Origin of the sequence: Rathayibacter sp. AY1C4 (assembly GCF_002932195.1) — a bacterium.
Classification (GTDB): Bacteria; Actinomycetota; Actinomycetes; order Actinomycetales; family Microbacteriaceae; genus Rathayibacter.
Window position 1 is genome coordinate 1 of record NZ_PSWE01000020.1, and the last position, 21,152, is coordinate 21,152.

Below are 21,152 nucleotides of genomic sequence, written 5' to 3' on the forward strand. Positions count from 1 at the left end.
GTCGTCGACGAGCCGCGCCTGTTCCCCTCCTCCCTGCCGGGTGGGCGGGGAGGCGGGAGGTGCCACCGGGCCGGAGAGCTCCGGGCAGCCTTGAAGGCTATACCCCGGCTATGTGCTCCGTCCAGCGGCCGCCGCGATCCGGCGGTTCCCCCGCCTCCGCCGTCAGCGGACGCGGACCGAGAGGCAGGTGACGCAGCCCTCGAGCTTCTCGAACTCCGAGACGTCCACGGTGAGGACACGGTAGCCCAGGCTCCGCAGCAGCTCGGCGCTCCGGGGAGCGGAGGCGGCCATCAGAAGGGTGTCGTCGTCGAGGACGACCACGTGGGCGCCCGGCTCCTCGGGCATCGGCAGGAAGGAGGGGAACAGGCGCGGCTCGTCGACGACCGGCTCCCAGCCGATGACCGTGCCGTCGGGCAGCGCGGTCACGGCACTCTTGAGGTGCAGCACCTTGGTCAGCGGGACCGCGACGACGTCGTACCCGCGGGGGCGGAGGATCGCGCGCAGCTGGGCGACCCCCGCCGCGTCGGTCCGGCCTCCGCGGCCGACGTAGACCGTCGATCCCACCTTGAGGACGTCGCCGCCGTCGAGCGTGCCCGGCTCCTCGATGCGGTCGACCGTCAGGCCGAGGGCGCGGACGGCCTCCTCGGCGCCCGCCGTCTCTCCGCGGCGGGACACCGCTCCGGACCGGGCGATCACGGCGTGGTCGCCGAAGACGACGACCGCGTCCTCGAGGAAGACGGAGTCGGCGAGTCCGGGCGCCGGTGCGGCCTCGACCGTCTCCCAGCCGGCCCGCTCGAGCAGGTCGACGTACGCCTCCCACTGCTGCTGGGCGCGCTGCTGGTCGACGGGGACGCGCTCGAGGTGGGTGAGCTCGCCCGCCGAGAGGTCGGCGGCCGGGGCCCGGACGATCGCGATGCGGCGGTCGGTGACGACGGCGGCCGGAGCGCCCGTGGTGCGGAGGCGGTACCAGAGTGCGCGGCCGACGCTCGCCGCCGAGAAGGTGAACGCGAGCAGGAAGACGAGGTTGAGTCCGGCGAAGGTCTGGAAGATGGAGGCCCAGACGGCGCCCGTGACGGCCTCGCCGGTGGCGCTGGCCTGGACGAGCGTGCCGAACACGGCTCCGACCACACCCGCGACGAGTCCCGCGAGGGCGGCGCTCCAGGTGCGTCCGAGCGTCCCCGCGACGGCGAGGACGAGGACGACCACGAAGCCGAGCACGCTCGAGAGCAGGAAGTAGGCGTTGACCTGCGGGATGGAGCCGGGCTGCAGCTGGTTGCCGATGAAGAAGGCCAGCAGGTTGGCGAGGTGCGCCACGAGCGCGGTCGCCGCGGCGGCGAGCAGCGCGACGAGGATCCGGCGGCCCGTCCCGGGCGCGCGGCCCCGGTTCGGGGCGATCGTGGAAGCGGCGGTCGGGGTGTCGGGAGTGGACGCGGGCGTCGAGTCGGAAGGCACCCGGCGACCCTACGCGCCCCCGCCCCCGCCTCGCCTGTCGATCCCCTAGCAGCCCCCTAAGAGCCACCCACCGCAACGCAGAGCGGTTTCAGCGGGGCTCGCGTGCCCAGCGATTCACGCGGTCGGCGACGCTACCCGCTCTACGGAACGCACCCCGTCGCGAAGCCGACCGCGCCCCGCCGCGCAGGGAGCGGCGGGGAAGACGAACACGCCGAGGCAGAGCCGACTCAGCGGGAATCGCGTGCCAAGCGATTCCCGCGACCGGCGACGCACCCCGCTCTACGGAACGCACCCCGTCGCGAAGCCGACCGCGCCCCGCCGCGCAGGGAGCGGCGGGGAAGACGAACACGCCAAGGCAGAGCCGGTTCAGCGGTAATCGCGTGCCAAGCGATTACCGCGACCGGCGACGCACCCCGCTCTACGGAACGCACCCCGTCGCGAAGCCGACCGCGCCCCGCCGCGCAGGGAGCGGCGGGGAGATCGAACACCACTTCTTCCACCGAGTGACGGGCGCGGAGCGCCCGTCACTCAGTGGAAGAAGTGCCGCTCCCCCGTCGTGTACATCGTGACGCCGGCGCGGGCGGCCGCGTCGATGACCTCGGCGTCGCGGACGGAGCCGCCGGGCTGGACGACGGCCTTCACGCCGGCGGCGAGGAGCACCTCGAGGCCGTCGGCGAAGGGGAAGAACGCGTCGGAGGCGGCGACGGTGCCGGGGGCGCGGTCGCCGGCGCGGGTGACGGCGAGGTGGCAGGAGTCGACGCGGTTGACCTGACCCATGCCGACGCCGACGGAGGCGCCGCCCTTGGCGAGGAGGATCGCGTTCGACTTGACGGCGCGGCAGGCCTTCCACGCGAACTCGAGGTCGAGCATCGTGTCGGCGTCGGCGGGCTCGCCGGCGACGAGCTGCCAGCCGGAGCTGACCTCGCCGGGGCCGCCGATGAAGCGGTCCGGCTCCTGCAGCAGCAGGCCGCCGGAGATCTGCTTGAACTCGCGCTCCACGGGGGCGTAGAAGTCGGGGAGCTGCAGCAGGCGCAGGTTCTTCTTGGTCTTCAGCACCTCGAGCGCCTCGGGCTCGAAGCCGGGGGCGACGAGCACCTCGGTGAAGATCTCCTTCACCGTCTCGGCCATGGCGAGGGTGACGGGCCGGTTCGCGGCGATGACGCCGCCGAAGGCCGACACCGGGTCGCACTCGTGGGCGCGGCGGTGGGCGGAGGCGATGGGGTCGATCGCCTTCGAGCTCGCGATCGCGATGCCGCACGGGTTCGCGTGCTTGATGATCGCGACGGCGGGCAGTACGAAGTCGTAGGCCGCGCGGACGGCCGCGTCGGCGTCGACGTAGTTGTTGTAAGACATCTCCTTGCCGTGCAGCTGTGTCGCCTGCGCGATGCCGGTGCCGTCGGGAGAGACGTAGAGTGCCGCCTTCTGGTGCGAGTTCTCGCCGTAGCGGAGGACCTGCTGCAGGGTTCCGCGGATCTCGACCGAGCCCTCGACGCCCTCGGCCGCCTCCTGCCCGGCGAACCAGGCGGCGACGGCGGAGTCGTAGGAGGCGGTGTGCGCGAAGGCGCGGGCCGCCAGGGTGCGGCGCGCGGCGAGCGTCGTGCCGCCGTCGGCGAGGGCGGTCGCGATCCCGGAGTAGTCGGCCGGGTCGACGACGATCGCGACGTTCGCGTGGTTCTTCGCGGAGGCGCGGACGAGGGCCGGGCCCCCGATGTCGATGTTCTCGACCACGGTCGCCGGGTCGGCGCCGCCGGCGACGGTCTCGCGGAACGGGTACAGGTTCACCACGACCAGCTCGAACGCGGCGATGTCGAGCTGCTCCAGCTGCTCGCGGTGCGAGGCGAGCCTCAGGTCGGCGAGGATGCCCGCGTGCACGGCCGGGTGCAGCGTCTTCACGCGGCCGTCGAGCGACTCCGGGAACCCGGTGACGGCCGAGACGTCGGTGACCTCGTGGCCGGCGCCGCGGAGGGTCGCTGCGGTCGAGCCGGTGGAGACGAGCTCGACGCCGGCCGCGGCGAGCGCCGCTCCGAGCTCGAGCAGGCCGGTCTTGTCGCTGACCGAGATCAGCGCCCGGCGGACGGGGACCCGGTCGCGGTCGTCGTAGCTGCTGGGGTCGTGGGCGGTGATGCTCATGCGCGGGCGAGCTCCTCGAGGTCGACGGTTCCGTGGGCGATGTCGAGCACCGTCTGCACCAGCAGGCGACGCTCGATGGTCTTGATGCGCTCGTGCAGCGCGTCCTCGCTCTCGCCGGGGAGCACGGCGAGGCTCTCCTGGGCGATGACGGGTCCCGTGTCGACGCCGGTGTCGATCACGTGCACGGTGACGCCGGTCTCGGTCGCGCCGGCGGCGAGGGCGTCGCGGACGGCGTGGGCGCCGGGGAAGAGGGGCAGCAGGGCGGGATGCGTGTTGATCATCCGCGGGCTGAGCGCGTCCACCACCACGGGCGGCAGGATGCGCATGAAGCCCGCGCAGACGACGAGGTCGGGCTCCCACTCCCGGATGCGCCCGAGCAGGGCGGCGCCCCACTCGTCGCGGGAGGAGAAGTCGCGCGGCGCGACCGTGAAGGCGGGGACTCCGCGCTCCTCGGCGTGGCGGAAGCCCTCGGCGTCGGTGTCGCTGCCGACCGCGACGATGCGGGCGGGGAAGCCCTCGTCGCCGGCGGCGTCCAGCAGGGCGCGGAGGTTCGATCCGCCGCCGGAGAGGAGCACGACCAACTTCAGCACTGCGCAAGTCTAGGGGGACGCCTCCGCCGGCGTCAGCCGCGTCGGCTGCGGCCCGCGGCGAGGCCCAGGCCCGCGGCCAGCGCGAGCTCGAGGGCGGCGACCGCCCCGACGACGAGCGGGTCCGGGCCCACCTGGGCGAGCCGCCCGGGCCCGGCGGCGCCCGCCGAGAACCAGGCGAGGAGCCCGAGCAGCAGGCCGCCGACCACGCCGATCCCGCCGGCCGCGGCCGCGCCCCAGCGCAGCAGCGAGCGTCCGTCGAGCGCCTCGATCACGCCGCGCCGCAGCCGCCATCCCGCGGCGAACCCGGCGAGCAGCGGCACGAGCAGTCCGAGGAATCCGAAGGCCGAGTCCCCTGCGGGCAGTGCGGCGAGGACCGGTATCGACGGGATCGGTCCGAGCAGCGTTCCGGCCGCGCTCACGGAGGAGCCGGTGCCGAGGGCGAAGCCCGGGCCGATCAGCCAGCTCGCCGCCCAGATCACCAGGTTCGGGAGGAACGCCAGCTGCCCGAGAGTGAGGGCCAGGCCGCCGAGCGCCTCGGCGCCCAGGCTCTCGTAGAGCGCGACGACCGAGGTGTAGTGCACGACCAGCAGCACGGCGACGAGCACCGCCGCGACTCCGACCACGCCGGCCGCGGCGAGCGCTCCCCCGCGCAGCGACGCGAGGACGAGCCCGGGCCCCGGCGCGGGGACGCGGTCGAGCGCGGAGGCGGCCAGCTCGCCGAGGGGGTCGGCCTCGTCGCTGCGGGCGGAGTGGAGCGCTGCTCCGACGAGCACCCCCAGCGCGAAGACGAGCGGCGGCAGCAGCGTCCCCTGCAGGGGATCGACGGTGGCGGCCGGGTCCGCGGATCCGAGCGAGACCAGGAGCGCGATCGCCAGGTAGGTCGCGATCGCGACGAGGACGCCGATGGCCCGGAACGGCGACTCCTGGGCGCGGCGGCCGGTGCGCGCGCCGAGCAGCACGGTGAGGAGCGCGAAGGCCAGCGGAGCGATCGTCACCGGGAAGGCGTCCGCGCCTCCGGGCAGCGCGACGGCGAGGGCGGAGTCGGGGGCCAGCGCCGCCTGCAGGTCGGCCCCGTGGCCGAGCAGCCAGGCGTCGGCGGCGACCCGCCAGAACACGCCGAAGTCGACCGTCGTGTCGTACTGCACGGCCCAGAGGACGGTCAGCGGGACGAGCGGGATCGCGATCCCGATCAGCGCCGACAGCGCGGCGTCGAAGGCGGCGAGGAGGGCGACGGTGATCCGGTTCATGGGCCTGACGAGCCTAGCGGCGGCGCGCTCGGAGGCGGGTCAGGGGCGCGCCGCCCGGCCCTCTAGTGTCGGAGCCATGACGGGGACCTCGGACGCACGGACGGAGCGCGGCCTGGACCGCCTCGTGAACTTCTCCGACGCCGTCGTCGCCATCGCCATCACGTTCCTCGTCCTCCCCCTCGTCGACGTGGTCGAGGAGGGCCGCGCGGCCGATCTGGGGTCCCTCCTCACAGGTCACTACGGCACCCTCTCCGCCTTCTTCATCACGTTCGCCGTGATCGGGCGGCTGTGGGCGGTCCACCACTCCGTCTTCGAGGGCGTGGCCCGGTACTCGCCCGCGCTCGTCGTCGCGAACTTCGTCTGGCTGGCCGCGGTCGTCCTGCTCCCCTTCGCGGCGAACCTGATCTCGAACGTGCTCGACACCGACGGCAGCGTCATCGCGCTCTACATCGGCACGATGATCGCGGCGAGCGCGGCGACCCTCGCGATGCAGCTCATCGTGCGCCGCGATCCGGATCTCCTGGCCCCGGGGGCGGAGCCGCGGCGCTCCCTCTCGAGGTCGCTGATCGTGATCAGCGTCCTCCTCGCGGCCCTCGTGCTCGCCGTCGCGGTGCCGGCCGTCAACATGTTCGCGCTCCTGCTGCTCCTGCTCTCGGGTCCGATCGAGCGCCTGGTGCACCGCGGGCGCCCCGGGGGACGCGCGGCCCACCGCCGGACGGAGCGCGGGCTCGACCGGCTCGTCAACTTCTCGGACGCGACCGCCGCCATCGCCATCACCGTCCTCGTCCTGCCGCTGGTGCAGCTGGCTCCCGAGGTCGCCCGGGAGGGCGGCGGAGTCCCGGCGCTGCTCGCGGAGCACCTGGACTCGGTCCTCGCCTTCGCGCTCTCCTTCGCGGTCATCGCCGTCTTCTGGATCCCCCACCACCGCGTCTTCGAGATCGCCGGGGACTACGACGGCGCCCTGGTGTGGCTGGACCTGCTCTGGCTGGCCGCGCTGGCGTTCTTCCCGTTCTCGACGAGCGCGCTGGCGCTGTTCCCGGACTCCCGGGCGACGATCGGGCTCTACATCGGCACGATGGCCGCGATGAGCGGGGCGCTGGTCCTGATCGAGCTGCGCCTCTCCCGGCACCCGGAGCTCAGGCGGCCCGGCGCAGGGCCCCTGCCGCTCGCGCCCGCCCTGCTGCCCTTCGCGCTGCTCCTCGTCGCACTGGCGCTGGCGCTGCTGATCCCGTCGGTCGGGCTCTGGTGGCTGCTCCTGCTCCTGCTGCAGAGGCCCGTCCGGGCACTGCTCGCGCGGCGCTGATCCTCAAGCGCCGGGCGTCCAGCCCAGCTGAGGGGCGATGCGCTCGGCGACGGCGCGCAGGATGCGCCGGTGCGACTCCACCCCGCCGACCGCCGGGAGCGTCACCGTGAGCGCGTCCGCCTCCGCGAGCGCCGGATCCGCGGCGAGCGACGCGACGATCCGCTCCGGGCTCCCGACGTGGAGGGGGCTGAAGCGCATCGGGGCGGCGATGATCGACCGGTCGGCCGTGCGGGGGCGGCCCTCGTCGTCCATCCGCGCGAGGTAGCCCTCGATGAAGGGGCGGTGCGCCTCCTCGTCGGCGGCGTCGAGCAGCGGCAGCACGATGCGGCCCGCCGTCACCCTCGACGTGCGCCCCGGGTGCGCGGCGGAGAAGGCCTTGCGGTAGGCGCGGATCTGCACCGCCTGCTGCTCGGCGAACGGCAGGCCCGTCTCCTCCGTGTTGAGCGTGGACACCTGCAGGTGCATGCCCTGCTCGCCTGCCCGGACCGCGGAGGACACCGTTCCCGCCCCGTACCAGAGCCGGTCGGCGAGGCCGGGCGCGTGCGGCTGCTGAACCAGCGGAGCGCCGACCGGGACCGACATCAGGGCCGACTCCGCGACGCCGAGCACGGCGCCCGAGAGCGCCTCGCGGAGTCGCGCGATGCGCTCCTGCGCCTCCTCGCGGAAGTCGCGCTCGGCCTGCCCGAACACCCCGTCGAAGACGGAGGCGAGATGCGCGAAGCCGCTGCTGACGCCGAGGTCGAGGCGTCCGCCCGAGAGCAGGTCCACGGTCGCGGCGTCCTCGGCGAGGCGCACGGGCGACTCGTAGCGGGCGCCGATGACCGCGGTCCCGAGGCGGAGGCGGCGGGTCCGTTGGGAGGCGGCCGCGAAGAAGGTCATCGGAGACGCGAGGTAGCGCTCGAAGTGCCGCACGCGGACCCAGCCGGTGCCGTAGCCGAGCTCCTCGGCGAGCTCGAGCAGGGCCAGCCCGTCCTCGAGGCTCCGCGCGGCGTCGCCGGGCTGCTCGGGGCCCTCCGGGTACGGCACGAAGGTCAGCAGGTCGAGTCCGAGGCGGCGGGTCACTCTGCGACGCTACTCCGGCCGGACCCGCCCCGACGACGGAACGGACGGCGCCGCCCGCCGGAGCAGGGGCACCGTCCGTTCCGACGGTGGTGCGGGGAGGACGGGCGCTAGAGCGCCGCGTAGACCTCGCGGAGCAGGGCGGCCGTCTCGGAGGGCGTCTTGCCGACCTTCACGCCCGCGGCCTCGAGGGCCTCCTTCTTGGCCTGCGCGGTGCCGGCGGAGCCGGAGACGATGGCGCCGGCGTGGCCCATCGTCTTGCCCTCGGGGGCGGTGAAGCCCGCGACGTAGCCGACGACGGGCTTCGTGACGTTCGCCTTGATGAAGTCCGCGGCGCGCTCCTCGGCGTCGCCGCCGATCTCGCCGATCATCACGATCGCCTTCGTCTCGGGGTCGGCCTCGAACGCGGCGAGCGCGTCGATGTGCGTCGTGCCGATGATCGGGTCGCCGCCGATGCCGATGGCGGTCGAGAAGCCGAGGTCGCGCAGCTCGTACATCATCTGGTAGGTCAGGGTGCCCGACTTCGAGACGAGGCCGATCGGGCCCTTGCCGGTGATCGTCGCGGGGGTGATGCCCACGAGCGACTCGCCCGGCGTGATGATGCCGGGGCAGTTGGGGCCGATGATCCGCGTCTTGTTCCCCTTCTCCTGCGCGTACGCCCAGAACTCCGCGGAGTCCTGCACCGGGATGCCCTCGGTGATGACGACGAGGAGGCCGATCTCGGCGTCGATCGCCTCGATGACGGCGTCCTTCGAGAAGGCGGGCGGCACGAACGCGATGGAGACGTCGGCGCCGGTGGCCTCCATCGCCTCCTTCACGGTGCCGAAGACGGGGAGCTCGACGTCGCCGTGGGTGACGGTCGTGCCGGCCTTGCGGGCGTTGACGCCGCCGACCACGTTCGTGCCGGCCTTGAGCATCAGCGCGGTGTGCTTGGTGCCCTCGCCGCCGGTGATGCCCTGGACGATGACCTTGGAGTCCTTGGTGAGGAAGATCGACATGCTTGTTCTCTGATTCCTTGAGTCGTCGGGTCCGTTACGCGGCGGCGAGTTCGGCGGCCTTGTCGGCGCCCTCGTCCATGGTCGCGGCGAGCGTGATGAGCGGGTTGGCGGCGGCCTGGAGGATCGCGCGGCCCTCCTCGACCTTGTTGCCGTCGAGGCGGACGACGAGCGGCTTCGTGGCCGAGTCGCCGAGGATCTCGAGCGCCTGGAGGATGCCGTTGGCGACCGCGTCGCACGCGGTGATGCCGCCGAAGACGTTGACGAAGACGCTCTTGACCTGCTCGTCGCCGAGGATCACGTCGAGGCCGTTCGCCATCACCTGGGCGGAGGCTCCGCCGCCGATGTCGAGGAAGTTGGCCGGCTTCACGCCGTTGTGCCTCTCTCCGGCGTAGGCGACGACGTCGAGGGTCGACATGACCAGGCCCGCGCCGTTGCCGATGATGCCGACCTCGCCGTCGAGCTTCACGTAGTTGAGGTCGTTCTCCTTGGCCTTCGCCTCGAGCGGGTCGGCGGCGTCCTTGTCCTCGAGCGCGGCGTGGTCCGCGTGGCGGAAGCCGGCGTTCTCGTCGAGCGAGACCTTGCCGTCGAGCGCGACGATGTCGCCCTCCTCGGTGAGCACGAGCGGGTTCACCTCGACGAGCGTGGCGTCCTCGCCGGTGTAGACGTCGTACAGCTTCACCAGGACGGGCGCGACCTTGGCGATCAGCTCCTCCGGGAACTTCGCCGCGCGGGCGATCTCCTCGGCCTTGGCCTGGTCGATGCCCTGGCCGGGGACGACCTCGACGCGCGCGAGGGCGTCGGGGCGCTCGACGGCGAGCTGCTCGATCTCCATGCCGCCCTCGTAGGAGGTGAGCGAGAGGTAGGAGCGGTTGGCCCGGTCCAGCAGCACCGAGAAGTAGAACTCGCGGTCGATGCGCGCACCGCCGGCGACCATGACGCGCTTGACGACGTGGCCCTTGATGTCGAGGCCGAGGATCGACTGCGCCGCGGCGAATGCGTCCTCGGGGGTCTTCGCGACCTTCACGCCGCCCGCCTTGCCGCGGCCGCCGATCTTGACCTGCGCCTTGACGACGGTGACGCCGCCCAGCTTCTCCGCCGCGGCGCGCACCTCCTCCGGCGTGTCGGCGACGATGCCCGGGAGCACGGGGACGCCGTACTTCTCGAACAGATCACGGGCCTGGTATTCGAAGAGATCCACGCTGCATTCCCATTCCGCGCCGAGCGCGCTTGCGTTTCGAGTTCGAGGTGGCCCGGACGACGCCGGAGTCTCGGCACTGTCCCTGGGCCGCGCCGAGTCTACTCCGCACCCGCCGGGGGCTTCCCGTGCGGTCGCTCCGCGCCCGCCGGACGCCCGCCGGGGGCGCCGGCTCCTCCTCCGCCCGCCGCTCCCGCGTAGCGTGGAGCCATGTCGTCGGCCTCCCGCACCCCGGACGTCTTCCGCGAGGGCGTGTTCCTGCTGGCGGGCGCGCGCGCGATCCTCCTCCAGATCGCGCACCCGGCGGTCGGGCAGGGCGTCGCCGACCACTCCGACTTCGTGCACCGGGCCGTGAACCGCCTGCACGGGACGCTCTCCTACCTCTACGTCCTGCACTACGGCACTCCCGAGGACGTGCGCGCCGTCCGCCGCCGCGTGAACAGGGCGCACGTGCCCGTGCGCGGCCCCGGCTACACGGCCTTCGACCCGGAGCTGCAGCGCTGGGTCGCGGCGACGCTCACCCAGTCGATGCTGCAGCTCTACGAGGGCGCCTTCGGTGCGCTGAGCGAGGAGGAGGCGGACGACATCGTGCGCCGCTCCGTCGTCGTCGGCGCGGCCCTGCAGATGCCCGCGGACCTCTGGCCCGACTCCCGCACCGCGTTCGACGCCTACTGGGAGCGGGAGCTGGAGCGCCTCGAGGTCACGCCCGCGGCCCGCCGGGTCGCCCACGACCTGCTGGGCCCGAGCATCGCCGCCTGGTACCTGCGCCCGCTCGGCCCCTACCTCCGCCTGATCACCGCCGGCCTGCTCCCGGCGGCGCTCCGCGAGCCCTTCGGCTTCCACTGGACCGCACGGCAGGAGGCGCGGTTCGAGCGGGCGCTCTCGCGCACCTTCGCCGTCTACCGCCTGCTTCCCGCGATCGTGAGGACGGCGCCCAGCCGCTACTACCTCGCCCGGGTCCGACGCGACGCTCAGAAGCCGGCCACGACCTCCCAGCCCGCGTAGGCGGCGAGCTCCAGCCCGAGCGCCTGCGCGGCCGCACGCGCCTCGTCGATCCCGCGCTCGTCGCGCACGTCGACGGTGACCGGCACGCTGTCGCCGAACCCCGCGATCTCGACCCGCGCGCTCGTCGGACCGCTGTAGAGCGGGACGTGCGCGTCCGCGGTCCGCGCGCCGACCACTCGCGAGCCGGTCGCCTCCGCGATCACCGCGAGGGCGAACGGAGCCGTCACCACCGCATCCGTGTAGAGCGTCGCCTCGCCGCGCATCGCGCCTCCCGTCGTCCGACCCGCGGAACAGGGCCGCAGCAGTCCGACTGTAGGCAGCCGCCCGCGCCTCCCGCACCCCCTTCCGCTCGGCGCCGGGATGCCCACTCCCCACCCGTCCGTGCTGAACATCCGGTGCGGATCGCTCGACGCGGCCGCCCGGCGGATCTACGGTGAAGCACCCGGCATCCGCCGCGGCGGTCAACGACGACTGGAGCCTTGATGAGCATCACCGAACCCCGCACGGCCGAGGCCCCCGCCGCTCCCCCGCCCGCCGCCGGCTTCGGCACCCTCTCCGTCGCGGCCATCCTGGCGGAGGCGGCGCGGCGCACCCCTGACACGATCGCCATCCGCGTCGGCGAGCAGGCCGTCGACTACGCGACCCTCTGGCGGCAGACCCGTGCCTACGCCGGAGCCCTGCGCGCCCAGGGGATCGGACCGGGCGACCGCGTGGCCCTGCTGGTCCCGAACGTCCCCGACTTCCCCCGCGGCTACTTCGCCGTCCTCGCGCTCGGCGCCGTGGTGGTCCCGGTGCACGCCCTGCTCAAGCACGACGAGATCGCCTATGTTCTGCGCGACTCCGGAGCCGTCGCGCTCGTGTGCGCCGCTCCGCTGCTCGCCGAGGGGGCCGCCGGAGCGGACCTCGCCGGCGTCCCTGTGCTGAGCGTGATGGTGCCCGACGGCACCGCCTCGCCCCTCCCGCGCCTGGAGGACCTCGCCGCGGAGGCGACCCCGATCGACGGCTACGTGCCCCGCTCCCCCTCCGACACGGCGACGATCCTCTACACCAGCGGCACCACCGGCCGCCCGAAGGGGGCGGAGGGGACGCACTTCGCGATCGTCTCGCAGTCGGACGTGCTGCTGATGAACACGTTCGACCTGCACCGCGGCGACGTGGTGCTCGGGGCGCTGCCGCTCTTCCACACCTTCGGGCAGGTCTGCGCGATGAACACGGCCTTCCGCACCGCCGCGACGGTCGTCCTGGTGCCGAAGTTCGACGGCGACGCCGCGCTCGAGGCGATGATCGCCCACGGCTGCACGGTCTTCGAGGGCGTGCCCACGATGTACGTCGCCCTGCTCGACGCCGCGACCCGGCGCGAGGACCGGCCGCCGCTGCGCTACGCGGTCTCGGGAGGCGCCGCCCTGCCCGTCGCCGTGATCGAGCGCTTCCGCGAGGTGTTCGGCGTCGAGATCTACGAGGGCTACGGGCTCACCGAGACCTCCCCGGTCGCCACCTTCAACCACGTCGGAGTCCCGCCGCGGCCGGGCACGGTCGGCACGCCGATCTGGGGCGTCGAGGTCGAGGTCGCCCGCCCCGACGTGACCGACCGCGTCGAGCTGCTCCCCCGGGGCGAGCTCGGCGAGATCGTGGTGCGCGGGCACAACCTGATGAAGGGGTACCTCGGCAACCCAGCGGCGACCGCGGAGGCGGTGATCGACGGCTGGTTCCGCACCGGCGACCTGGGCACGAAGGACGAGGAGGACTACATCCGCATCCTCGACCGCACGAAGGACATGATCATCCGCAACGGCTACAACGTGTACCCGCGCGAGGTCGAGGAGGTGCTGATCGGGCACCCGGCCGTGCAGAACGCAGCGGTCTTCGGGATCCCGGACGAGCGCCACGGCCAGGAGGTGATGGCCGCGGTGATCCTCGCCCCGTCGGCGACCGCCACCGCGGAGGAGCTGATCGCCTACGCGAACGAGCACCTCGCCGCCTTCAAGTTCCCCCGCCGCGTCGAGTTCGTCGACGCCCTTCCGCTCGGGCCCAGCGGCAAGATCCTCAAGCGGGAGCTCGTCGCGCGCTACGCCGGCTGACCCCTTCCGCGAGATGCCACTCGGGTGAGCCCGCCACGGCGTGCCTCCCACTCGAGTGGAATCTCGCGGACGGCGACCAGAGGGCACACGGGAAGGGACGGACGTCAGCCGAGCAGGGACCAGACGATCCCGGCGAGGACGGTGCCGACGGCGGCGCCCGCGAGGACCTGGGCGGGGGTGTGCGCGCCGAGGCGCACCCGCGACCAGAGCACCCAGAGGACGATGGGCACGCTGATCAGCAGGGAGAGCGGTCCGTAGGCGATCAGCACGACGACGGCGCAGGTGGCGACCACCGCCGCGTGCCCGGACAGCTTCCAGACCAGGTTGACCACGCCGACGGCGAGCACCACGGCCACCGTCACCACGCCGAACGTGGTCACCGCGGCAGGAGCGCCGAGCACGGCGAGCAGTACCAGGCCGGCCGCTATCGACACCAGCGCCAGCGCGATCGGCAGCGCCCGCTCGCGCCGGTCGGGGACGTGATGGTCGCCGTGGATCCGGCCGGTGCGCATCAGCAGGCGGATGACGAGGTAGGGCACCACCCCGACGAAGAGAGCTGCGAGCGCTCCCCAGGCGACACCGAGCAGGGGCGGATCCGCGACGCGCGCGCCGACCACGACCGGCACGAGCACCGCGAGGACCGCCGGGGAGAACGCCTCCGTCGCGAGCCGCGCGGCCGCCGATCCGGCCGCCACCGGACTAGATCTTCTCGATCGGCGCGACCTTGATCAGCAGCTTCTTCGCGCCCACCTGGTCGAAGAGCACGTGCGCGACGCGCTTCGAGCCCTCGCCCGTCACCGCGTTCACGCGCCCCTCACCGAAGTCGGTGTGCCGGATGCGGTCGCCCGGGATCAGCTCGAGGTCGCCGTTGTCGCGCACCATGCCGGTGATCCGGTTCGGGAACTCGCCCTTGGCCTTCGGCGCCGCGGCGAGCGCCTCCCGGAACTCGGTGTTCGATCGCGACTTGCCGAAGCCGGGCCGCTGAGCGTTCAGGGCCCGGGGCTGCGTGCCTCCGCGCGAGGTCGCCGCGCCGGGCGACTGGCGCCACTGGATCAGCTCTCCCGGGATCTCCTGCAGGAACCGGCTCGGCATCGCGACCGACGTCTCGCCGTACTGCGCGCGGGTCATCGCGAGCGAGAGGTAGAGGCGCTTGCGGGCCCGGGTGATCCCCACGTAGAACAGCCGCCGCTCCTCGGCCGGGCCGCCGGGCTCGTTCGCCGAGATGCGGTGCGGGAGCAGGTCCTCCTCGATGCCGGTGAGGAACACGGCGTCGTACTCGAGGCCCTTCGCAGTGTGCAGCGTCATCAGCGAGACGGTGCCGGAGTCGTCGTCGAGGTCGTCGGCCGCGGCGACCAGCGAGACCTCGGTGAGGAAGTCCACGAGCCCGCCGTCCGGGTTGTTGCGCGCGAACTCCTTGGTGACGGCGATGAGCTCGTCGACGTTCTCGGCGCGGGCCTCGTCCTGCGGGTCGCGGCTGGCGCGGAGCATGTCGAGGTAGCCGCTGCGGGTGAGGAGCGCCGTCAGCACCTCGTGCACCTTCGCCTCGCCGCCCTCCCGTGCGGGGTCGAGCATCAGCGCGCACTCGTCGAGGAGGGTCGCGAGGTCGACGATCGCCTTCGTCACCTTCGGGCCCATCCCGAGCGAGCCGGCGTTGCGCATCGCCTCCCGCAGGGTCACCGCGTTGGTGTCGGCGAACGACTGCAGCTGCGCCTCCGTCGCGGGGCCGATGCCCCGCTTCGGAGTGTTCATGATGCGCCGCAGCGCCAGCACGTCGGCCGGGTTCGCCACCGTGATCAGGTACGCCAGTGCGTCCTTGATCTCGGCGCGCTCGTAGAACTTCGTGCCGCCCAGGATCCGGTAGGGCAGCGCGGAGCGGATGAAGATCTCCTCCAGCGCGCGGGTCTGCGCGTTGGTCCGGTAGAAGACCGCGATCTCGTCGTAGCCGGTGCCCGCCGCGTGCAGGCGGGCGATCTCGTCGACCACGAACTGCGCCTCGTCGTGACCCGAGTACCCGGTGTAGCCGACGATCTTCTCCCCGTCGCCGCTGGAGGACCAGAGGTTCTTCGCGCGACGGTCGAAGTTGTTCGAGATGACGGCGTTGGCCGCCGAGAGGATGTTCTGCGTCGAGCGGTAGTTCTGCTCGAGCAGGATCACGCGGCAGCCCGGGAAGTCGCGCTCGAACTCGACGATGTTGCGGATGTCGGCGCCGCGGAACGCGTAGATGGACTGGTCCGAGTCGCCGACGACGGTGAGCGAGGCCCCCGGGATGGAGCCGTCGGCCGTGACCGGTCCGCGGTAGGGGCGGTCGAACTGCGCCGCCGCCATCGTCGCCGGCGGCACGGGCCGGGTCAGCTCGTGGATCAGCGAGTACTGGGCGTGGTTCGTGTCCTGGTACTCGTCGACCAGCACGTGGCGGAAGCGCCGCTGGTACTTCGCGGCGACGTGCGGGAAAGCGCGGAAGAGGTAGACGGTCTGCGCGATCAGGTCGTCGAAGTCGAACGCGTTCGCCCCCTCGAGCGCCCGCGAGTAGGCCCGGAAGACCTGGAGGAACATCTCCTCGTTCGGGTCGCTGAGGTTCGCGGTGCGGGCGTAGGAGTCGACGTCGGCGAGCTCGTTCTTGAGCTTGGAGATCTTCGCGGAGGCGCTCGCGACGGTGATCCCGAGCGAGTCGGCCTCGAGGTCCTTCACGATGCGCTTGAGCAGGGCGCGCTGATCGCCCGAGTCGTAGATCGTGAACGACTTGGTCATGCCGAAGTTCTCGGCCTCGCGGCGCAGGATCCGCACGCACGCGGAGTGGAAGGTCGAGATCCACATCCCCTCGGCGCTCTGCCCCACCAGCTTCTCGACGCGCTCGCGCATCTCGGCCGCGGCCTTGTTGGTGAACGTGATCGCGAGGATCTGGCTCGGCCAGGCCTCGCCGTTAGCCAGGAGGCTCGCGATGCGCCGGGTGAGGACGCTGGTCTTGCCCGAGCCCGCACCCGCGACGATGAGCAGCGCGTCTCCGCGGTACTCGACCGCCTCGCGCTGCTGCGGGTTCAGCCCCGCGACGAGCTGCTCGTGCGCCGGGTCGGTGCGGGGCGCGTCCCCGGGGCCGCCGGGGGGACCGACGATGACCGGGGTGGCGCGGGAGTCGCTCGGATCGAAGAGGAAGCTCATGTCCCTCCGAGTGTAGATCGCCCCTCCGACACCGGGAGCGGTCAGGCGGTCCGCTGACGCGGCGCGGGCGAGGTGAGCGCCCCACCGACGTCCAGTCCGCGCCACGCGAGGGAGAAGCCGAGCACGGCGAGCGCCGACGTCGACACCGCCAGGAGCTGCAGGAGCGCGAAGGCGGTGAGGTCCTTCGTGTCGTCGGGGTAGTACTGGATGCCCTGGACGGCGAGAGCCGCGAGCAGCACCACCACGATCACCGAGCACACCAGGAGCAGCCGGTTCACCCCGCGCCGCGCGGGCCTCTTCGGCGCTCGGCCCACCTGGGCCCTGGTGGTCAGCCACGCGCAGGCGGCGGAGGCGGAGGCGAGCGCGACGAGGTCGGCCCCGAGGACGTCGCTCGCCCGGTGCCAGGAGGCGGCCATCGTCAGGTTGCCGACCAGCACCACGACCGCGCCGCCCAGCGCGAGCACGACGGTCCGCGCGCGCCCGGGGACGACCATCGCCAGGGCGAAGACCACCGAGACGGCCGCCGCGGTGTGCCCGCTCGGGAAGCTGCCGCCGGTGTACCAGGAGTCGGTGTCGACCAGCTCGGGCCGCTCGAGGACCACGTTCTTGAGCAGCTGGGTGAGCCCGGCCGTGACGACGATCGAGCCGACGGAGGCGACGGCCAGCGCCGGGCGCCTCCGGATCAGCGCGATCGCCGCGACGAGCAGGGCGCCGACGACCATGGAGAGCGGGGTGACGTCCGCGAGCGCCCCCGCGGCGGCGCCGGTGGCGCGGCCGAAGACGAGGTCGGCGCCCCGGAGCCCCGAGTTCTCGACGCCCTGGCCCTGAGGGGTGAGCACGGCGAGCCAGTACACGACGGCGACGCCGATCACGGCGAGGACGGCGGTGGTGATCCAGCGGCGGGTGATGCGCTCTCGGGTGGACACGGGGCCTCCTCTCGAGGGTCGGGCGGGCGGTGGTGAGCCGATGATGCCAGCGCAGCCTCCGCGTCCGCTCGGCACGCGCCGGAGGAGCGCCCGATCACGATCCGGGTTCAGCCGCGGAGCAGACGCTCCTGCTCGGCCGCCCGCGCCTCGATCGCCAGATCGGGCTGGTCGGCGAAGACGCCGTCCACTCCCGAGCGGAGGATCATCGCGAACTCCTCCTGCCAGCCGCCGTACTCCACCGGGTCCTTCCCGCGGCGGTGCACCTTCTCGAGGAATCGGTTCTCGGCGCGCAGCGTCCAGCAGTAGACCTCGAGCCCGGCCGCGTGGGCGTCCTCGACGAGCGGACCGGTCCCCGTCGCCCGGCCGGCCGCGTCCCGCGAGAAGAGCATGCTCTTGTCGACGCTGATCCCGTCGACGGCTCCGGCGAGGTTCCGCAGTCCCGCCGGCTTGGTGAAGGCGGAGTAGGGGGCCGCGTCGGCGCCGTGGGCGGCCACGAGGTCGGGCGGGGCGCCCCGCGACTCGAGCAGGTAGATCCGGCGGGTGCCGACTCCGCTCACCGCGAGCCGCTCCAGAACGGTCTTCTCGAAGCTCTCGATCGTGAGCCGAGGGTCGCGCGGACCCCAGCCCGCGGCGGCGAGCTCCTCGCGCAGCAGCACGTCCAGCGGCAGCCCGATCCCGGCGAAGTACGTCGCGTGCTTGATCTCGGCGACGAGCCCCGGCGGAGCGAGCGGATCGTCCTCCGCCGCCCGGTCCAGCAGCGCCAACAGCTCGCTGAAGCGCAGCAGCGGGAACTGCCCGTCGAACGTGGCGCTGGAGCCGCGCACCGCCGGCAGCCGCTCGCGGGCCCGCAGCTCCGACAGCTCGTCCCAGGTGAAGTCCTCGGTGAACCAGCCGGTGATCTCGCGGCCGTCGATCCGCTTGGTGGTGCGGCGCCCAGCGAACTCCGGGCGCTTCTCGACGTCCGTCGTGCCGGAGATCTCGTTCTCGTGGCGGAGGACGAGCACGCCGTCGCGGGTCGCCACCAGATCGGGCTCGAGCGCATCGGCGCCCAGCGCGATCGCCAGCTCGTAGGCGGAGCGGGTGTGCTCCGGTCGGTAGCCGCTCGCTCCGCGGTGGCCGATGACGAGCGGTGACTGGCGCGCGGGCATGCCGCGATCCTACGGGCGGCTCTGCACGGCTCGCAGCGGAGTCGAGGTCCGCTCGAAGAGAACAGCCAGACTCTGAGAGGTGCTCTCAGATATGGTGGTGTCCATCGTCGCAGTCCTCTCGGATCCGCGGCGCACCCCGAACCCACAGCGACTCAGATCCGCGAGTTCCCTCGGAGACCAGCGCACCTGAGAGAAGAGGAACCATGGCAAGCAACAATCCGGCCTTCGGACGCCCGGAGTTCAGCAACCGCGGCTACGCCGGCCGCGTGCAGGACCTCCCGGACGTCTCCCCCGGCACGCTCGACCAGATGTACTCCCGTCCGGCCGCCGGCTCCGTCGAGACCGACCGGATGACGGTCGAGGACACCCTCGCCAAGACCGCCCTCGCCTTCGTCGTGCTCCTCGCGGGTGCGGCCGTCGGCTGGTTCGTCCCGGACCTGATGCTCCCCGCCGTGCTCGTCGCGCTGGTGCTGGGCATCGTCAACGCCTTCAAGAAGCAGCCGTCGCCGGCCCTGATCCTCGGCTACGCCGCGACCCAGGGCATCGCGGTCGGTGCGATCTCGAAGTTCTTCGAGAGCGCGTACGCCGGAGCGGTCGTCCAGGCCCTCATGGCGACCGTCATCGTGATCGGCGTCACCCTGGCGCTGTTCATGAACGGCAAGATCCGCACCTCGCCGAAGCTCAACAAGATCTTCTTCATCGGCATGATCAGCTACGCGGTGTTCTCGCTGGTGAACCTGGGCCTCGGTCTCTTCGGCGTCGGCGGCGGCTTCGGTCTCCGCACCGGCTTCATCGGCATCGTGATCGGCCTCATCGCCGTCGCGCTCGCCACGTACTCGCTCGTGATGGACTTCGAGTTCATCCAGCAGGGCGTGCGCAACCGCCTCCCCCGCATCTACGGCTGGACCGGCGCCTACGGCATCCTGGTCACCGTCGTCTGGATGTACCTGGAGATCCTGCGCCTCGTCGCGATCTTCCGCGAGTAGCACGGCGCACCACGTCCGACGGGCGCTCGACCTCCGGGTCGGGCGCCCGTCGTCGTTCCCGGCCCCAGCGTCGTTCCCGGTGCACTGCCGGGAGCGCCTGGCACGATGGAGGGATGAGCGCCGCAGACTCCCGGATCGTCGGCCTCGACGTCGCTCGCGGCCTGGCCGTCCTCGGCATGTTCGCCGCCCACCTCGCCCCGGTCGAGAGCGAGATGCTCTGGAACGGCCGCAGCTCCGTCCTCTTCGCCGTGCTGGCGGGAGTGTCGATCGGGCTGATGACGGGCGGATCACAGCGCTCCTCGCGGCCCTGGCACGACACGGGATCGATCCTGCTCCGCGGGCTGTACCTGCTCGTCATCGGCGTCGCCCTCACCCTGCTCGGGACGCCGATCGCGGTGATCCTGCCGCACTACGGGGTGATGTTCCTCGTCGCGGCGCTGCTGCTCTTCCTGCCGCGGGCGGTCCTCGCCGTGCTGGTCGCGGTCGCGGCGATCGCCGGGCCCCTCGCGGTCGACGCGCTGACGAGCGCCGGCGGCTCCTGGCTCTCGACCCTGTCGCCCGACGAGGCGCTCCTGGCCGCGCAGCCCCTCATCTGGCTCACCCAGTACTACCCGGTGCCGTCGTGGCTGGCGTACGTGGTGCTCGGCCTCCTGATCGCGCGCTGCGACGTCCGGTCCGCGACCACCCAGCGCTGGGTCGTCGTCGGCGGCGCCGTCTCGGCCGTGCTCGGCTACGGCGGCGGGCTGCTGCTCGGGGGTCCGGAGGCGGTGGAGGCGCACGCCAGCACCACCGCCGAGCTCCTCGGGGCGGGCGGGGTCGCCTGCGTGGTCCTCGGCGCGCTGACGGCTCTGCTGCAGCGGCTGCCGCTCCTGGCACGGGCGGCGACTCCGATCGCGGCCGTCGGTGCGATGCCGCTGACGATCTACTCGCTGCAGCTCGTGGCGCTGGCGGTGTACCTGGTCCGGTACGAGCCGTTCGACTTCGAGGCGTGGCGCAGCTGGACGCTGCTCGGCGTCTTCGTGGTCGGCTCGATCGTCGCCGCTCTCCTCTGGAGGCGGCTCGTGGGGCAGGGCCCGCTGGAGTGGCTGCTCGCGCGCGCGTCGTTGCGACCTCGGGGTCCACGCGCGGCGCTGGGTTAGTGTGGCCGGATGATCACGCGTCGCGAGGCCGCTCAGCGCCTCGACATCCCCCTCGAGATGGCGACGCGGCACGGCATCCCCACCCGTCTGTCGGAGGAGGAGCTCGCCGCCCTCGAGCAGGATCCGCCCGCCTGGCTCGTCCAGTCGCGCGCGAACCGCACCGGCAGGCGTCCCGTGTGGGTGACCCTCGACTGCGCCGTCTGCGGCCGCTCCGAGGCCGCCCGCCCGAAGAAGTGGTGGCCCGAGTTCACGTTCCTCGTCTGCGAGGACCACTCCCCCGCCTCCTGGCCGCACCACCCCGAGGGCCACCGCCGCGACGAGTACGACGGCATCGGCACCCGCTTCATCGGCGTGCTCGACACCCCCGCCTGACCCGCACTCGCGAGCCTGCCGCCTCCGCCTGCACCACGGCCCCCGGACCAGCGCAGACCCGCGTTCCCCGACCACGCGGCAGAAGCCCGCCTCTCGATCGGCACCCCCGGAACGTCCCCGCAGGGCCTCGAACCCCTGACCGCCACTCGGTATGCCTCGCCAGGCACCGGTCACCCCTCACCGATCCCCCGGCCGCACCGCGGCCACCCGTTCCCTGAACAGCCACCTGAGCTCGTTCCCCGACCTGCACCCAGGAACGGCCCCGCAGGGGCTCGTTCCCCTCTACCTGCACCCGGGAACGGCCCCGCAGGGGCTCGTTCCCCTCTACCTGCACCCAGGAACGGCCCCGCAGGGGCTCGTTCCGCACC

General features: G+C 72.8%; 18 protein-coding genes. 6 read left to right on the top strand and 12 right to left on the bottom strand.

All coding sequences use genetic code 11. The features are described 5' to 3' along the window. Positions 1–162 precede the first annotated feature (162 nt). The 4 genes from ddaH to C5C99_RS11195 form a co-directional block, all read right to left on the bottom strand. Positions 163–1,452, bottom strand: a complete 1,290-nt coding sequence (ddaH, locus tag C5C99_RS17635; RefSeq protein WP_308471808.1) for a dimethylargininase — start codon at positions 1,450–1,452, stop codon at positions 163–165. A gap of 528 nt (positions 1,453–1,980) precedes the next feature. Further along, positions 1,981–3,582 (bottom strand): bifunctional phosphoribosylaminoimidazolecarboxamide formyltransferase/IMP cyclohydrolase, encoded by a 1,602-nt coding sequence (gene purH / locus C5C99_RS11185; protein ID WP_104273412.1) that lies wholly within the window; start codon positions 3,580–3,582, stop codon positions 1,981–1,983. After that, positions 3,579–4,172, bottom strand: coding sequence for a phosphoribosylglycinamide formyltransferase (purN, locus tag C5C99_RS11190; protein ID WP_104273411.1), 594 nt, complete (start codon positions 4,170–4,172; stop codon positions 3,579–3,581). Before purN ends, purH begins: the two co-directional genes overlap by 4 nt. 32 nt (positions 4,173–4,204) lie before the next feature. After that, positions 4,205–5,419, bottom strand: a complete 1,215-nt coding sequence (locus tag C5C99_RS11195) for a DUF6350 family protein (protein ID WP_104227293.1) — start codon at positions 5,417–5,419, stop codon at positions 4,205–4,207. 76 nt (positions 5,420–5,495) lie between these two features. Between C5C99_RS11195 and C5C99_RS11200 the strand changes: the two genes are divergently transcribed. Beyond that, positions 5,496–6,722, top strand: a complete 1,227-nt coding sequence (locus C5C99_RS11200; RefSeq protein ID WP_181074591.1) for a TMEM175 family protein — start codon at positions 5,496–5,498, stop codon at positions 6,720–6,722. A gap of 3 nt (positions 6,723–6,725) precedes the next feature. On the opposite strand, the gene C5C99_RS11205 is transcribed toward C5C99_RS11200, so the two are convergent. The 3 genes from C5C99_RS11205 to sucC all read right to left on the bottom strand — a co-directional run bounded on the left by C5C99_RS11205 (position 6,726) and on the right by sucC (position 9,977). Continuing rightward, positions 6,726–7,784, bottom strand: a complete 1,059-nt coding sequence (locus tag C5C99_RS11205; protein WP_104340081.1) for an LLM class flavin-dependent oxidoreductase — start codon at positions 7,782–7,784, stop codon at positions 6,726–6,728. Between the two features lie 107 nt (positions 7,785–7,891). Then, a complete protein-coding gene (gene sucD / locus C5C99_RS11210; protein ID WP_104224929.1) occupies positions 7,892–8,779 on the bottom strand; it encodes a succinate--CoA ligase subunit alpha in 888 nt (295 codons plus the stop codon). A gap of 34 nt (positions 8,780–8,813) precedes the next feature. Beyond that, entirely contained in the window at positions 8,814–9,977 is a 1,164-nt protein-coding gene (sucC, locus tag C5C99_RS11215) for an ADP-forming succinate--CoA ligase subunit beta (protein WP_104224928.1), read from the bottom strand. A gap of 207 nt (positions 9,978–10,184) precedes the next feature. Between sucC and C5C99_RS11220 the strand changes: the two genes are divergently transcribed. After that, positions 10,185–10,979 carry an oxygenase MpaB family protein gene (locus C5C99_RS11220; protein WP_104292886.1) on the top strand — a complete coding sequence of 265 codons (795 nt, stop codon included), beginning with the start codon at positions 10,185–10,187 and terminating at the stop codon, positions 10,977–10,979. On the opposite strand, the gene C5C99_RS11225 is transcribed toward C5C99_RS11220, so the two are convergent. After that, a complete protein-coding gene (locus C5C99_RS11225) occupies positions 10,946–11,242 on the bottom strand; it encodes a hypothetical protein (RefSeq protein WP_104224926.1) in 297 nt (98 codons plus the stop codon). The two genes, C5C99_RS11220 and C5C99_RS11225, sit on opposite strands and share 34 nt — an antisense overlap. Positions 11,243–11,461: 219 nt before the next feature. On the opposite strand from C5C99_RS11225, the gene C5C99_RS11230 reads away from it, so the two are divergent. Continuing rightward, the gene (locus C5C99_RS11230) at positions 11,462–13,057 is read left to right on the top strand and encodes a long-chain fatty acid--CoA ligase (RefSeq protein ID WP_104314628.1); all 1,596 of its coding nucleotides are present in this window, start codon (positions 11,462–11,464) and stop codon (positions 13,055–13,057) included. A gap of 104 nt (positions 13,058–13,161) precedes the next feature. Here the strand turns inward: C5C99_RS11230 and C5C99_RS11235 are convergent, their stop codons facing one another. From C5C99_RS11235 to C5C99_RS11250, 4 genes are all read right to left on the bottom strand, one after another. Further along, on the bottom strand, positions 13,162–13,752 hold the full coding sequence (locus C5C99_RS11235) for a phosphatase PAP2 family protein (RefSeq protein ID WP_104340082.1): 591 nt from the start codon (positions 13,750–13,752) through the stop codon (positions 13,162–13,164). A gap of 4 nt (positions 13,753–13,756) precedes the next feature. Next, on the bottom strand, positions 13,757–16,213 hold the full coding sequence (locus tag C5C99_RS11240; RefSeq protein ID WP_104340083.1) for an ATP-dependent helicase: 2,457 nt from the start codon (positions 16,211–16,213) through the stop codon (positions 13,757–13,759). Positions 16,214–16,254: 41 nt separating this feature from the next. Beyond that, positions 16,255–17,139, bottom strand: a complete 885-nt coding sequence (locus C5C99_RS11245; protein WP_104224743.1) for a phosphatase PAP2 family protein — start codon at positions 17,137–17,139, stop codon at positions 16,255–16,257. A 107-nt stretch (positions 17,140–17,246) separates the two neighbouring features. Further along, positions 17,247–18,287, bottom strand: coding sequence for a glycerophosphodiester phosphodiesterase family protein (locus C5C99_RS11250; protein WP_104340084.1), 1,041 nt, complete (start codon positions 18,285–18,287; stop codon positions 17,247–17,249). Positions 18,288–18,490: 203 nt separating this feature from the next. On the opposite strand from C5C99_RS11250, the gene C5C99_RS11255 reads away from it, so the two are divergent. From C5C99_RS11255 to C5C99_RS11265, 3 genes are all read left to right on the top strand, one after another. Continuing rightward, entirely contained in the window at positions 18,491–19,273 is a 783-nt protein-coding gene (locus C5C99_RS11255) for a Bax inhibitor-1/YccA family protein (RefSeq protein ID WP_104263479.1), read from the top strand. A 113-nt stretch (positions 19,274–19,386) separates the two neighbouring features. Continuing rightward, a complete protein-coding gene (locus C5C99_RS11260; RefSeq protein ID WP_104333055.1) occupies positions 19,387–20,412 on the top strand; it encodes a DUF418 domain-containing protein in 1,026 nt (341 codons plus the stop codon). A gap of 9 nt (positions 20,413–20,421) precedes the next feature. Then, positions 20,422–20,784, top strand: coding sequence for a DUF5997 family protein (locus tag C5C99_RS11265; RefSeq protein ID WP_104224739.1), 363 nt, complete (start codon positions 20,422–20,424; stop codon positions 20,782–20,784). Positions 20,785–21,152: the final 368 nt, after the last annotated feature.

Coding starts and splice junctions, on each gene's coding strand:
- purH (WP_104273412.1), bottom strand. CDS start 3,582: ATGAGCATCACCGCCCACGACCCCAGCAGCTACGACGACCGCGACCGG.
- C5C99_RS11195 (WP_104227293.1), bottom strand. CDS start 5,419: ATGAACCGGATCACCGTCGCCCTCCTCGCCGCCTTCGACGCCGCGCTG.
- C5C99_RS11200 (WP_181074591.1), top strand. CDS start 5,496: ATGACGGGGACCTCGGACGCACGGACGGAGCGCGGCCTGGACCGCCTC.
- sucD (WP_104224929.1), bottom strand. CDS start 8,779: ATGTCGATCTTCCTCACCAAGGACTCCAAGGTCATCGTCCAGGGCATC.
- C5C99_RS11220 (WP_104292886.1), top strand. CDS start 10,185: ATGTCGTCGGCCTCCCGCACCCCGGACGTCTTCCGCGAGGGCGTGTTC.
- C5C99_RS11225 (WP_104224926.1), bottom strand. CDS start 11,242: ATGCGCGGCGAGGCGACGCTCTACACGGATGCGGTGGTGACGGCTCCG.
- C5C99_RS11230 (WP_104314628.1), top strand. CDS start 11,462: ATGAGCATCACCGAACCCCGCACGGCCGAGGCCCCCGCCGCTCCCCCG.
- C5C99_RS11240 (WP_104340083.1), bottom strand. CDS start 16,213: ATGAGCTTCCTCTTCGATCCGAGCGACTCCCGCGCCACCCCGGTCATC.
- C5C99_RS11250 (WP_104340084.1), bottom strand. CDS start 18,287: ATGCCCGCGCGCCAGTCACCGCTCGTCATCGGCCACCGCGGAGCGAGC.
- C5C99_RS11255 (WP_104263479.1), top strand. CDS start 18,491: ATGGCAAGCAACAATCCGGCCTTCGGACGCCCGGAGTTCAGCAACCGC.
- C5C99_RS11260 (WP_104333055.1), top strand. CDS start 19,387: ATGAGCGCCGCAGACTCCCGGATCGTCGGCCTCGACGTCGCTCGCGGC.
- C5C99_RS11265 (WP_104224739.1), top strand. CDS start 20,422: ATGATCACGCGTCGCGAGGCCGCTCAGCGCCTCGACATCCCCCTCGAG.